This is a genomic window from Spiroplasma sp. hyd1, from assembly GCF_016082235.1.
Lineage (GTDB): Bacteria > Bacillota_I > Bacilli_A > Mycoplasmatales > Mycoplasmataceae > Spiroplasma > Spiroplasma poulsonii.
Genome location: NZ_JXYY01000035.1, coordinates 1 through 14,235, shown reverse-complemented (window position 1 = coordinate 14,235; position 14,235 = coordinate 1). Strand labels below are relative to the sequence as shown.

Sequence of the window (14,235 nt, the reverse complement as noted above, 5' to 3'; positions counted from 1 at the left end):
TATTTTTTACAAAAGTAAAATATAATAACATAATATAAAATTATATTTTGTATCAAGCACATTATTTTATTAAAAATTTAAAAAAGGGACATTTTATTTTTCCTTAATATAAGGAGGGGAAAAAATATATGAAAGGGATTAACAAGAGGAAAAATATTTCCGAAAACAATATTTTAGTTGCAAAAGAGTATGACCAAAAGTTTAATAATGTTGAGTTAGATTATCAAGGGGCAGCAGATAAACGAACATCATGACTGGCGGAGATGAAATATCGAACTAGTATCTTTAATCATCATCGTCGTGAATTTTTTGATCGTTTTCCATTATTAGGTTATTCGTTAAAACGAATCTTTTTTGCCATAATTACATTATTATTAGCAATTTGTGTTATTTTTATTTTATTACGATTAGTAACATCAGATGATATTTATATTTCTGATATTGATATTAATAAATTAAATATTCTTCCTGGAACACCAGAATATAATAATTTATTAGAACAAAGAATGAAAATCTTTGGTGTATATGGTTCAATTTGAACCCAATTAGGGACATATTTATATAATATTATACCGTTTTTTAAAAAGACAATTATTGTTAACAGTGCTTTTGATCCCGTAACGGGACAATTAGTTGGAGATAAAATTACAACATTCTTTTATTTAGGGGTTGTTTTTTCAACAGCTGTTGCCCAACCAGGGGAATTAGTATCAGAAATTTTTGCCAAAGCAATTCCGTATTCATTTGCTTTTGGTTCAGTTGCTGTGTTATTAGCTTATTTAATTGGTGTTCCCCTAGGAATTATTTCTGCTAAAAATAAAGAACGTAGTGTTGATAATACGATTAATGCCGCTTCAATTATCTTTTTAGCAATTCCTCCCGTTGTTTTAGTGGTGGGCGTTTATTTGATTTCAATTAATGCTTTTTATGCTCATGGGTTATTTAGTTCTGGAACCTTTTATACTAAGTTTTGGCCAGTTTTTGCGATTTTTCTAATGATTACCCCGCCAATTGTGATTAACACAAGACGGTATGTTATTGATGAAATGACCGCTGACTATACTAATTTTGCCTTATCAAAAGGGATGACTAATCGTTACATTTTTTATATTCATATTTTCCGTAATGCTGGAATTCAAATTTTTCGATTATTGCCAACTGCTTTTGTCACAACTATTTTTGGGGCCAGTATTTTTGCCGAACAAAACTGATCAATTCCGGGGATGAGTAAATTTATTGTTTCTGGAGTTGGAAATAAAGACTCTTTTGTTGTAATGGGATATATTCTCTTAACAGCAACTTCTGGAATTATTACTAGTTTATTAGCAGATATTATTATGGCGGTCTTAGACCCCCGTGTTAAATTAACAAAATAAAGGAGGAACAAGATGATGAAAAGAATTACAGATGAAGAGTTATTTGATTTTCAAAACTATGATGTTGATAATTTAGATCCAAGTTTATTTGAAATTGTCGGTCCTCAAATCGAAGAAAATGAACGAATTTCAACAAAATCATATAGTTATTGAAAAGTTGTCGGGAGAATTTTAATTGCTAAAAAAACATTTATTATTTGTTTACTATTATTAGTTGCAATTGTGTTATTAACCGCAATTGTTCCAATTGAAAAAGTTGCTAATCCATTACCAGCTAATTTACCAATTCCGAATTATCAACAACCGTTAGCACCAAATGCAACTTATTTATTTGGATTAGGAATGAATGGGGAAAATTATTGAGATAAAATTTGGATTGGAATGCGGACTACATTATTATTTACTTTAATTATTGCCGTAATTCAAATTTTATTAGGAGTTATTATTGGTTCAATTTGAGGATTTTATAAAAAATTTGATATTTTATTTATTGAAATTACTAGATTTTTAAATTTGGTACCAACTTTAATTTTATGATTAATTATTATCTTTGCTTTAGGGAAATCGATGATTGTAATTATCTTTGCTGTATCCTTGACGAGTTGGATTACTTTAGCGGAAGTTATTCGTGTTCAAATTATTCTAGTTCGTAATACAGAATACAATCTTGCGTCAAAAATGTTAGGAACATCAGGACCAAAAATTGTTACAAAAAATATTATGCCTCGTATTTTGCCATTAATTATTCAAACTGCATCATTTGCCGTACCAATGGCGATTGCAATTGATTCAACTTTAAATTACTTTAATTTTGGCTTTATTCAAGGACGAGAAAATACAACATTAGGATTTATTTTAAATGAAGTGTTAGGGTCAAGTAAATGACAAGATTTTCCACATTTATTAATTATTCCCGTTTGTTTCATTGCCGGAACATCTGTTTTATTTTTCCTATTTGGGAAAGTATTTGCTGATTCCCTAGATCCAAAAAACCATTATAAATAAAAAAGTATTAAAGGAGACATCGTGTTATGAGGAAAGAAATTGTAATTTCAATTAAAAAATTAGTTATAAAGTTTAAAACGAGGTCGAATGTTTTAACAGCAATTCGGAATATTTCATTTGATATTTATGATGGTGAAACATTAGCGATTGTTGGTGAATCAGGGAGCGGAAAGTCAGTAATGACAAAAACTTTTACAAATATGTTAGAAAATAATGGGTGAATTAGTAATGGCTCAATTGTTTATTCACCATCAACTAATATTTTAGCGGATGAGCTAGCGTACTTTAAAAAACCAGTGCACTTAGTTGATTTCCATAAAATTTTATTAGATAGTAGTTTACGAAAAAGTATTATGAAATATAATAAAAAATTAATTACAAAAACAGAACAAAAAATTAAGATAATTAATAGTTTACAATTAGAACCAGTTAAAGCAGAAATTACCCAATTAAAGGCAAAAGAACAAGAATTAAAAAAACAAATTAGTTTTACGCATTCAAATCGCCTAAATAATAAGTTAGTAAAAGTTAGTACTTTAATTAAAAAAATGGAAAAAAACGAAGCAATGTTATTAGATGATAATCTTAAAGCAAAAAACATTGAATTATTACAAAACCAAATTATTGATTATACTAATGAAATTAGTAAGATAAAAAAATTAACATGACCAGAAAAGCATTTATTAAATAAAAATATGTTGTTTTTAAAAAAATATTTTGATGAACAAATCGTTCCAACCGTTGAAGAATTTAAAAAGATTACAACTTATTTTAATAAAAAAACTTTTACTGATGGAGTTCGTTATCGGATTAATAAAATGAATCTTTTAATGTTGAAAAAAGAGACATTAAATGTTCGTGATTTTAATAATTTGTGAGAAGAATGAAATTTAATTAAAAATTTTGGTTTTATTAATAAACTAAAAGCAGCAAAACAAATTAGTAAACTACGTGGACAAACAATTGCAACGATTTTTCAAGATCCCATGACATCATTGAATCCATTATTATCCGTTGGATTTCAAATTTCAGAAGTATTACGAAAACATCGTAAGTTTTCTCGTTCAGCAGCAAAAAAAATGGCAATTGAATTATTAGAAAAAGTTGGAATTCCAAAGGCAAAAAAACGTTATCATGATATTCCTGGGATGTATTCTGGCGGAATGCGCCAACGGGTGGTTATTGCAATTGCGTTAGCTTGTCAACCAAAAGTATTAATTTGTGATGAACCAACAACCGCTTTGGATGTAACAATTCAAGCTCAAATTTTAGATTTAATTAAAGAATTGCAAAAAGAATACAAATTTACAATTATTTTTATTACTCACGACTTAGGAGTTGTTGCAAATATTGCGGATCGAGTAGCTGTAATGTATGCTGGTCAAATTATTGAATATGGAACAGTTAATGAAATCTTTTTTAACCCAAAACATCCATATACATGAGCATTATTATCTTCGTTACCACAATTTGGTGAAAAAGGTGAAGAACTTTATTCAATTCCTGGTTCACCACCATCATTATATGCTAAAGTTTATGGGGATCCGTTTGCTCCTCGAAATCAATATGCAATGAAAATTGATTATTTGTTAGAACCACCAATGTTTAAAGTAACCGAAACACATTATGCGAAAACATGATTATTAGATCCACGTGCAGCAAAAGTGGAAAAACCAAAACAATTACGACAGTTGGCAAAACTTGAAAATGATGCAAAGGTAGGTGAATAAGATGAACAAGAACGAACAAGAACAATTTATTATGGTTCGCGATTTGTTAATTCAATTTCGCCAAAAAAATAAAAAAGTAAATGCGGTTAAAAGAGCAAATTTTGATATTTATCGGGGAGAAATTTTTAGTATCGTGGGAGAATCTGGTAGTGGTAAAACAACAATTGGTCGTGCCATTGCGGGAGTGCAAGCAATTAAAGATGGAACTGTTTATATGGACCGTCGGGTACTACGTGGAAAACCACCACAATTATATAAAATTAATTTACATATTAATGAACAATTTCGCCTTTTAAAAAATAATAATATGTTACTAAATAAAAACTTAAGTAATTATATTAATAATTTAAAAATTAGTTATTATCGTTATTTTGAAAATAAAAACTATGTGATTAGTACAAAGGAATTACTTTCATATGGAACAGAGCGTTATTTAATTACTAGTGATGTTGCTTTAAACAAAGTTGATTTGTTAAACTTCAATCATAGTAAAAATAATTTTGCGTTAGTAAAAGAAATGTATGAAAATAATTTAATTTTATTAAAGGAAATTTTAAAAAATTACCAACGGATTTATCGTTTTGCTCATAATTTACACGAATGAATTCCAACTTTATCGTTAGAGTTAGAAGCAGAAATTACAATGCGGGTACAAGAAAATATTGCCATTATTGAAGGATGTATTTTATTGGGTCATCGAATTTATAAGACTTTATTAAAATTAGAACAAATTCGCAATGAATTAAAAGATAACTTTGTTCTAATGCAAGCAAAAAAATATTATGATCAATCTTTTTCAGAATTAGAAAAATTATTACCAGTTCATAATGAGTTATTAGATAAGGTTAAAAATATTACAAAAAACCAACGAAAAGCTTTTATTCTTTTTGTACCAATATCAAAACGAATGAAATATATTTCTGCTTATAACAAACGTTATAATGTCTTTAAAAAAGATTTTGAAAAAGAATATTTTAAACAGTTAAAGAAGTTACAATTAGAGCCAGTTGCAAATGCGCAAGCAATTAGTAATTTACAAGAAAAATATGCTAATTCTTTGCTAAAAACATCAATTTCACCAACTGCTAGTGGTAATTTATTAACAACAACTGATTTTACAGCAACATTAGCGGCGTTATCTGCTGATGAGTGTAGTAGTAATTCATTAAAAGATATTTTAGCGGCGATAAAAGATAAGGACCAGTTACAAGTAACATTAAGAGACTTATCTTACTTAGCAAGACATGGGGTTTTTCGCGACCAAGAAACAATTAAATTATATTATTCATGAATTCACAAGGAATACAAGTATTCAAGAACTGAAATTAACGATTCAAATCGGTTGTTAGATTTATTAGATTTACCATTAATTGATGAAATTGTAAAGGAATCGGCACTTTTTAAATTACCAACGCATCGGGAAAATCGTGCCCAAAAGAAAAAGATTCAAATGATTTTTCAAGATCCATCTTCGTCACTAAATGACCGTATTTCTGTTGCAGAAATTGTTGGCGAAGGGTTAAATAATTTTCCCGAGTTATATAAAAATGATGAAGCCCGAAAATTATATTTAGATTATTATAATAATAATTTAGGTACAAATGAAAAACAACTAACATTGGAGGCTGTTAATGACAAGAATGTGAAGAATTTTTTAATTCTAAATATTTTAAAAGAAGTTGGTTTACTACCAGAACATTTATCACGTTATTCACATGAGTTTTCAGGTGGTCAACGCCAACGAATTGGGATTGCCCGCGCTTTAATTATGAAACCACAATTTATTATTGCCGATGAACCAATTTCAGCGTTAGATGTTTCAATTCGTGCGCAAGTTTTAAATTTATTAAAAAAATTTCAACAAAAATATAATTTAACTTATATTTTTGTTGCCCATGATTTGTCGGTTGTGCGCTTTATTGCGGATCGAATTGCTGTAATTTATCATGGTCAGGTTGTTGAATTAGCACCTGCCGAAGAATTATTTGCATATCCGTTGCATCCTTATACGCGGGCATTATTATCAGCAATTCCATTACCGAACCCAAATTATGAAAAGGAAAAAGTTCATTTTATTTATGAACCAGAGAAAGAACATTGAGATTATTTATTTGATTTACCAGAGTTTACTGAAATTAAAACGGGACATTATTTATTTGGTAATTCCCGCGAAATTGTGGCAGCACAAACTAAAATTGCTGGCCCAAAAGGTAAGGAGGCATAACGATGTTAAAGAAGAAATTAGCGCTTTTTGCAAGTTTAACGACCATTACAACGGTGACGCCCTTGGTAGTATCGTGCGGAATTAGTTTAGAGCGATTAGCTAACCGTTTAAATTATGATAATGTTTTTCGTTCAATGTTTAAATATCCGTTAACATCATGATCAAGCGGAACAACAATGCAAGTAGAGGATAATAAGATTTTAGCGGACTTAGTTGGAACATTAGTGGCAACCGATAAATATAATCGTAGTTTTGGTGATCTTGCGGTGCAAGCCGATAAAACATCAAAATATGTTGGGCAACCAAATGCTGATGCAAGTGAATGAAAATATAAAATTTCTTCAGCAGCAAAATGATTTAATTATCAAGGTACCTTTCAACGACAAATTAAAGCAAGTGATATGATTAACACGGCTAAGTTTGTGTTATTTCCAAAAAACTTATCAGCAACCGCTGGGATTTGACGAACTTTTATTGCTGGAGCACAAGAAATTTGAGAGTATTTTCAAGCTGGTAAATATCAATCGGATTATTATAATAACCCAATTTGAACAAAATTAGGAATGAGTGTTAACGCGGCAGATGATGAAATTACAATTAAATTAGCAAAGCCAGCAGAGTATTTTGATACCTTAATGACTTATTTAGCGTTTGCACCAATGCCAGAAAAAGCAGTATTACAAGGTTATAATTATGGGACAAATTATAAAAATATTTGGTATTCGGGGGCATATTTAGTTGAAAAATATAGTTCAACCTCGCAAGTTTTATTACGAAAAAATGCTGCCTATCGTCATGCTAAATTAACTTATATTGATAAATTGAATTATACCTATTTAGCAAACAATGATGTTTCGCGGGAACGAGTATTATTTGAATCGGGGGATGTTAATGACTTTATTGTTCAACCAACTGATACCAATGGTTGGGGGAAATATGTTGGGCCTAATCCTGCCAATCCCGTTTTTAGTGGGGCCTCAAGTATTATTAATCCTGATCCAACCACTTATACGCTAATGCTTAATTATGCTAATGCAAATATTTTAAGTAGTAACAGTAGTTTGGCTCAAAAAAGTTTAAATGCGAGCAAGGCACTACAATATGATAAAATTCGAAAATACTTAGCAACTCATTTAGATCGTAGTAAGTTTGTAAAATATTATTCAGAAGCCTTAGATGATTCACAAACATCAAAATTTTTACGAAATGTTTATACTGCTCGTGATTTTATTAATAATGCGGAGGTTGATTATCCGTACTATGTTGAAGTAGAATATGCGGCGAAATTTCGAAACAATGATGTGCAAGCAAGCAGTCAGTTATTAAAAGATGGTAGTGATGCCTTGTATCTGAATGAAGATTTATTAAAAAACGATAAAGATATTTTGAATGATATTCGAACTTGGTTACAACAAAACACAGGTTCATCAAATGTTAAAATTATCTTTTTAATGAATGGGGCATCAACATTAACAAGTAATCGCTTCTTATTAAATATGATTGATTCGTTTAATGCGGAAAATAATGTTATTAAAATTATTCCAGACATTACTGTTGATGCAACAGAATATACTAGTCGTACGAAAAAAGCTGATTGAGATCTGTTGGTTAGTGGATGATCACCAGATTATGCTGACCCATATACTTATTTACATACCTTTTCCCTTGGTGGTGATTTACAATATTATTCAGGAACATCACGCATTTTTAGTGATTTAAAATTAGTAAATAATCGTGCTCCTGATTTTGCTGATATTGAAAATAAATTGAATAATCCATATTGAAATCGGTTAAAAGAAACTTCGGCAATTGAAAATTTCTATAATGTTTTTAAAAATTATACTAATCAAGTTACTGATGCTGATCATATTACTGATCCAAAATTATTAACTAATCGTTATAAAGGTTTTGCTAAAGCAGAATTTAATTCAATTTATACTGATTTTATTTTTATTCCAATTTATGTTCCCAATGGTTCATATCAAATTCGAATTTCATATGTTACCCCTCGAACACAAATTACCGTTGGTTATGGAAGTTCAAAATATAAACACTGAGGAATGGAATTAAATCCGTACTTATTAACTGCTAGTGAACGTCAAATTATTGAGGCTCGTTATCAACAACAATTAGGAATTATTCAAACTGATTATGCGGCTTTTAGGGAGGATTATTAAAATGAAAAGACTATTGACAATGTTTAGTGCTTTGACCGTATTTAGTGCTCCCGTAACAGCTGTTAGTTGTAATAATTTTGCAACACGTGATCGTAGTAAAATTTCCTTAGCGTTATTTAAAACCCAATTAGCATTAGTTCCTGTTTTTGATCACCAAAACACAATTGCCACTGTAACGGAACCAATTTTTCAAAATGCAATTTATGAGGCACTAGAAACCAATCAATATCGCGGTGAAGTTGCTAGTAATGAACTGGAGTTCACATATTATCAGCAAGGAACAACTCCAACTAGTTGAACTGATTTAACTTGACAGCAAATCCCTAGTGGGAGCGAAAAGACAACTTTTATTAATGTAAAAATTAAGGCAAATGCGACGAGTGTTCATTTTGCTGATACAACAGAAATTATTGCAATCGCATTGTACCGAACACAACCAGCTGATTTAGAAACAATTAAGTTTAATTATAAAACAAAGGTTTTAGCAACGTTACTAGTTAGTGAAATGATGGAATATTTTGCGGTTTTAAATCCAACCTTTTATTTTACACCGCGTCATTTTGAAATTCAAAAGACGGCAACTGAGGTTGAAATTATCGCAGCGAAAAATTCAGAACGTTATATTGGTAAAAATGTTATTACTTGGAGTTAACAGAACCGGGGTGTAGTTCAAAAGAAGAATTAGCGCCTTTTTCTTTTTTAAAACATTAAGAGGCAAAAAAAGCGCAAAAAATTTAACAAGTTTTCTTTGTGTCTTTATTTATTATTAAAATTAGGTTATAATCATAAAAAAGATAAGATAGAAAAGGAAGAAGAAAATGATTAGTGTAAATGATTTCCGTCCGGGATTAACATTTCAATATGAAGGTAATATTTATGCTGTAGTTGAAGCACAACACTCAAAGTCGGGGCGGGGGCAAGCTCACGTTAAGACAAAAGTAAAAAATCTTCGTAGCAACGCGACAACATCAATTACTTTTACTGGCGGTGATAAAGTTGAAAAAGCAATGATTGATAAGGTTGAAATGCAATATTTATATGATGATGGGGCGAATGTTATTTTTATGGATACCCAAAGTTATGAACAATTAGAAGTTCCGTCAAGTAGATTAACATGAGAAAAAAACTTTTTGAAAGAAGGAGTAATGGCTTCGGTAACAAAATATGAAGGTGAAGTTTTGGGTATCATTTTACCAGATAAAGTTGATTTAACAATTACCACAGCGGAAGCGGCTGTTAAAGGTGATGCTAGTTCTGGCGCGATGAAAAAGGCAGTTTTAGAAACTGGGTTAGAATTACAAGTACCATTATTTATTAAAGAAGGGGAATTAATTACGGTCTCAACAAGTGATGGTAAATATTCTGGCCGTGCATAAAAAATAAAATAAATGTAAGGGGTGATCGAAAATGGCTAATAATTTTACTGAGTTAACAATTGATAATAATCACCGTGGTAGTATTATTGTGAGTTTATTAACAATTAAAAAAATTATTTTATATGCAATTCGTGATATTACTCACCAATATTTTATTGATAAAATTGAATGCCGTATGATTGATAATTCAATTTTACATATTTATATTAGTGGAAAGATCTTACGTGAAGAAGAATTAACTGAGTTAACAGAAGAAATTAATGAAGCAATCATGAAGGAACTAAGTTACTCATTACAAATTAAACCAAAAAATATTAGTATTGCTTATCGTCATTAACATAAAGTAATTAATGATGGAATGCTGAATAAAAAAATAACAAATTAACAAAATAATAGCATTATTTATGAAAATCTTTGGATTTTCTTTTTTTTTGGTAAAACAATCTTTTCACAGGAACCTAAAAGGTCTAGTTTTTTTCTTTTTCGTGCTTGCTTTTTCACTTCAGATTGTTATAATTATAAATAAATTATTTAGAAAAAATTTAAATAATTTGAATGTTATAATTTAATTTTTATGTAAATATCATCAATTAAATATTAACACTGTTTTTTAACTAGGAAGAAAAAAACTATTTTATGCTTAAAAAAGAACAGAACAAAAAATTTAGTTTGGCGGATTTTGTTTGATTAGGCTTTAATTATACTGTTGGAATTAGTTTTATCGGTAATTTTGCTATTTTAGCAAATATTTCAGAATCTAACTCAATTGGAATTCATACTGTGTGGTTATTTGCAGTGGAAGGACTAATTGCTGGAATATGTGCATGAGCATTTGCTAAAATGGCACGAGTTCACCATTCAAACAATAATGGAGCTTCATATATTTATGTGCGAACAACTTTCGGAAAGTTTTGAGGAATTTTTGTTGCTTTTATGCAATATGTCTCATTACCATTCTTAATTACGATTCAAGTAATGATGTTAATTCGTGGTTCATTTGGAGCTGATTGAATCTCACAAGTTAATCCTGATGGAAGCGTTACCGTTCCGTGGTATGCTGCTGATTGAGGCTCATTTGGGGATTTATGGTTAGATTTTATTGGAATTGCCATTTATATGTCAGCTGCAGCAATCATCTTTGGGGGGATTAAATTATATAAAAAATTAGCAAATGGAACAGGAATTATTAAATGAGTTACCGCTGGTTTTTTAATTCTTGCCGGGTTAGTTTTAGCGGTTCAATATGGTGGGGAAAATTTAAGTTATTGGGGGCACAATACTAAATTTTCATTACCAGGATTTATTAAAGCTTTTAACTCTTGCTTTTTCTTCTTTGCTGGTTTTGAAGTATTCTCAACCGCGGGGAGAAATATTAGTAATCCAGAAAAAAATATTGGCCGTGGAATTATTTTAATTATGTTAATTAGTACCATTTTCTATATTGTTATTTCAATTATTTTCTTTGCAGCTTTTAATCACTTTGTTCAAAATATGAACATGGGGACATGGAGTTAGGGTTTAACAATAAACTTATTTTATATGGTGGTCCGATTATTATGATTATTAGTGCGTTGTCCTTAAAGGTTAATGTTGCAATGCAAAATGCGCTGTATGGTGGAACTTCGTTACAACCATTATCAACTGAAGGATATTTACCTGATCGTTTACGAAAACTAAACAAAGATGGTTTACCAGCGCGTGCTTCGATTTTAAACTTGGTAATTACTAGTTTAATGATTTTTATTTGATTAGCAATTCCCGATATTATTAAAGGAGTTAGTTTAACAAAAGAATTTGGGTTTATGGCAACTCCAGCGCAAGCAATGACATATCAACAACCGTTTGATATTTCATCTTTAACAGAAGCGTCATCAGCAATTACAATTTTTATTTATGCGATGGTCATTGCCGTTACATTAAAACTAGGGTATCAACGTAAAATTAAAATGCGGTTATGAGAACATATTGCCTTTCCAATTGTATTTATTATTTTATGCTTTGTTTTTGTGTGACATTATTATAGTTTAATTGATAATATTGTTTCAACAACAGGAACTAAACATCAAAGTGCAATTATTGGAACAGCAATTGAATTAGCCTTTGTTGGATTCTCAGTTAGTTTTGCTACAATTTGATATTTTACTTATTATCGTCAAAAATATTTACGTCGGATGAAAGAATGTCCCGAATTACAAGCAAAATTAGATGCTGAATTTGAAATAACAGATGATTGAAAATACGTTTCATTAGAAATTCGTAACGAAATCAAGTATTATTTAAAACGGAATCAAGCGTTATATCGGGATCAAACGAATGCTAACTATCATGATGCTAAGCATATGCTTAGTGAATTAGACCTTGTTTTTGACAAATATAAGCAACTTGAAGTTGATGAGGACGCCGAAGAACATGATCAATAAAACAATTTAACAACAGTTAAGTTGTTTTTCTTTGTGATATACTAACATTAGAGCACCAGTGGAGGGTTTACATAATGAAGTTAAAAAAGGAAAATAACGTTCAGTTAGTAACAATTGCCGGAGGCACAGCAAGTGGGAAGACGACAGTTGCAACTAAAATTGCAAAAATCTTGCAAGGTAAAAAAATTGTTTACTTAAAAATGGATCATTACTATAAAAAGTTAGATCATTTAACATTAGCAGAACGCAAGCAAATTAACTTTGATCATCCTAATGCGCTTGATTTAGACTTATTAGTAGAACATTTGACATTATTAAAACAAGGCCAAGCAATTGAAACTCCAATTTATGATTTTACGGTTTATAATCGGTCAGAAACAACAAATCACGTTATGGCTGGTGATGTTATTATTTTAGATGGGATTTTAGGGTTGGCATTAGAAGAAATTCGCCAATTATCAGATATTAAGATTTTTATTAAAACCGAAGATGACATTCGTTTTATTCGCCGCTTAAACCGCGATTTAAATGAACGAGGGCGAACAATTGATAGTATTGTTAGTCAATACTTAACGACGGTTAAACCAATGTATGAATATTTTGTTGAACCAAGTATTAAGTATGCTGATATTATTGTCCCATATTATGAAGGCAACGAAATTGCAATTGATATGATTGCCACTAAAATTAAAACGCTATTAACAGAGCAAGGCAATAAAAACTAAAAAAAGTTAAAAAAATCTTAACTATCTTATTTTTTAAGGTATAATAATCATTGTTGTAATTAAAAATGGAGAGGAACGGGAATATTAAATGAATGAAGAAATTTTATTGACCAAAGAGGGAATTAAGGATTTACAAGAGGAATTAGATAATTTAATTAACGTCATTCGACCAGAAGTTATTGAAGAATTAAAAGAAGCCCGTGCACAAGGGGACTTATCAGAAAACGCGGATTATGATGCGGCACGAAATCGTCAAGCGGAAGTTGAAGGTCGCATTAAAGAAATTGAATCGTTGTTAACAAAAGCAAAAGAAATTAAAGAAGTAAAATCAAAAACGGGAATTATTAAATTAGGAAGTAAAGTTACTTTTACTAATTTATTAATTAACAAAAATTTTGAAATTAAAATTGTGGGGGCTGTTGAAGCAAATCCCTTTGAAAATACGATTTCAAATGAATCTCCAATTGCTAAAGCTATTATTGGTCAAAAAATGGGCGATTTAGTTGAAATTAAAGGAATTCAAGTTCCATATAAAGTTAAAATTGTAAGTGTTGAATAAATAATAGAAAGTAATTAAATAATTACTTTTTTTTCAAGGAATTTATAAAAGAAAAGGTTAAATAATTAACAAGGGGGGAAAAATAAAGTGACAAAATTAACAATAGAACAGACAAAGCAACTATCTGGGGGAAAAATGTCGGGGGTTTTTTTAACTGGGATTGTTGCTATTATTAATGCTTGTAGTAACTCATTAACAAATTTAATTTCAACTGGTTTTTCAACTTATTTCGCAGCGCAACAAATGAATCGCACCGAAGGTGGTTATAAAACAACAAATGGGGCACATTTAACTTGATCAGATAAATATAGTAATTTAAATTATGCTAATTATTCCCAAATTTTATTTGTTTAACTGAAAATGAAATTATTAACAATAAAAGAACAAAAGGAAATTACGGGTGGGGCGGCTTGATTTATTGGTGCATTTGCTTTAATTAGTTTTTTTGATATTGTTAAAATTAGTTTAGATAGTTATCAAATTGCGCATCATTCAAGACAAACAAATCAAAACAAAATAACAAAGCCAAATGAGCAAACAACAGGGGAAAATTCATCACAAGAATATGCAATTTTCTATGTTTAATGTTAAACATTAAATAAAAATAATTGTGTTTTTAATAATAATTATAGAAAATAATTTT

The 14,235-nt window shown here is 29.9% G+C and carries 14 protein-coding genes; all 14 read left to right on the top strand.

Annotation, left to right across the window (positions count from 1 at the left end):
• Positions 1 to 128: 128 nt before the first annotated feature.
• Positions 129 to 1,376 (top strand): oligopeptide ABC transporter permease OppB, encoded by a 1,248-nt coding sequence (oppB, locus tag TS70_RS08605; protein ID WP_198049527.1) that lies wholly within the window; start codon positions 129 to 131, stop codon positions 1,374 to 1,376.
• Between the two features lie 12 nt (positions 1,377 to 1,388).
• Positions 1,389 to 2,381 carry an oligopeptide ABC transporter permease OppC gene (gene oppC / locus TS70_RS08600; RefSeq protein WP_241460319.1) on the top strand — a complete coding sequence of 331 codons (993 nt, stop codon included), beginning with the start codon at positions 1,389 to 1,391 and terminating at the stop codon, positions 2,379 to 2,381.
• Positions 2,382 to 2,407: 26 nt separating this feature from the next.
• Positions 2,408 to 4,111, top strand: a complete 1,704-nt coding sequence (gene oppD, locus TS70_RS08595; RefSeq protein WP_198049526.1) for an oligopeptide ABC transporter ATP-binding protein OppD — start codon at positions 2,408 to 2,410, stop codon at positions 4,109 to 4,111.
• Position 4,112: 1 nt separating this feature from the next.
• Positions 4,113 to 6,335 (top strand): oligopeptide ABC transporter ATP-binding protein OppF, encoded by a 2,223-nt coding sequence (gene oppF, locus TS70_RS08590; RefSeq protein ID WP_198049525.1) that lies wholly within the window; start codon positions 4,113 to 4,115, stop codon positions 6,333 to 6,335.
• 2 nt (positions 6,336 to 6,337) lie between these two features.
• Positions 6,338 to 8,512 carry an ABC transporter substrate-binding protein gene (locus tag TS70_RS08585; RefSeq protein WP_198049524.1) on the top strand — a complete coding sequence of 725 codons (2,175 nt, stop codon included), beginning with the start codon at positions 6,338 to 6,340 and terminating at the stop codon, positions 8,510 to 8,512.
• 1 nt (position 8,513) lies between these two features.
• Positions 8,514 to 9,164, top strand: coding sequence for a hypothetical protein (locus tag TS70_RS04375; protein WP_198049523.1), 651 nt, complete (start codon positions 8,514 to 8,516; stop codon positions 9,162 to 9,164).
• Positions 9,165 to 9,330: 166 nt separating this feature from the next.
• A complete protein-coding gene (efp, locus tag TS70_RS04370; RefSeq protein ID WP_127092951.1) occupies positions 9,331 to 9,888 on the top strand; it encodes an elongation factor P in 558 nt (185 codons plus the stop codon).
• Positions 9,889 to 9,919: 31 nt separating this feature from the next.
• Positions 9,920 to 10,225: an MMB_0454 family protein gene (locus TS70_RS04365; RefSeq protein WP_198049522.1), complete on the top strand. Its 306-nt coding sequence runs from the start codon at positions 9,920 to 9,922 to the stop codon at positions 10,223 to 10,225.
• A gap of 299 nt (positions 10,226 to 10,524) precedes the next feature.
• A complete protein-coding gene (locus TS70_RS08120) occupies positions 10,525 to 11,403 on the top strand; it encodes an amino acid permease (RefSeq protein ID WP_227991107.1) in 879 nt (292 codons plus the stop codon).
• Positions 11,404 to 11,444: 41 nt separating this feature from the next.
• Complete coding sequence (locus tag TS70_RS08580; protein WP_308699451.1) at positions 11,445 to 12,308, top strand: amino acid permease; 864 nt, start codon at positions 11,445 to 11,447, stop codon at positions 12,306 to 12,308.
• Positions 12,309 to 12,382: 74 nt separating this feature from the next.
• Positions 12,383 to 13,033: a uridine kinase gene (gene udk / locus TS70_RS04355; protein WP_040093553.1), complete on the top strand. Its 651-nt coding sequence runs from the start codon at positions 12,383 to 12,385 to the stop codon at positions 13,031 to 13,033.
• 88 nt (positions 13,034 to 13,121) lie between these two features.
• Positions 13,122 to 13,592 carry a transcription elongation factor GreA gene (greA, locus tag TS70_RS04350; protein WP_040093552.1) on the top strand — a complete coding sequence of 157 codons (471 nt, stop codon included), beginning with the start codon at positions 13,122 to 13,124 and terminating at the stop codon, positions 13,590 to 13,592.
• An 87-nt stretch (positions 13,593 to 13,679) separates the two neighbouring features.
• Positions 13,680 to 13,946, top strand: a complete 267-nt coding sequence (locus tag TS70_RS04345) for a hypothetical protein (RefSeq protein WP_040093551.1) — start codon at positions 13,680 to 13,682, stop codon at positions 13,944 to 13,946.
• Between the two features lie 6 nt (positions 13,947 to 13,952).
• Positions 13,953 to 14,177: a hypothetical protein gene (locus TS70_RS04340; RefSeq protein WP_127092836.1), complete on the top strand. Its 225-nt coding sequence runs from the start codon at positions 13,953 to 13,955 to the stop codon at positions 14,175 to 14,177.
• Positions 14,178 to 14,235 lie beyond the last annotated feature (58 nt).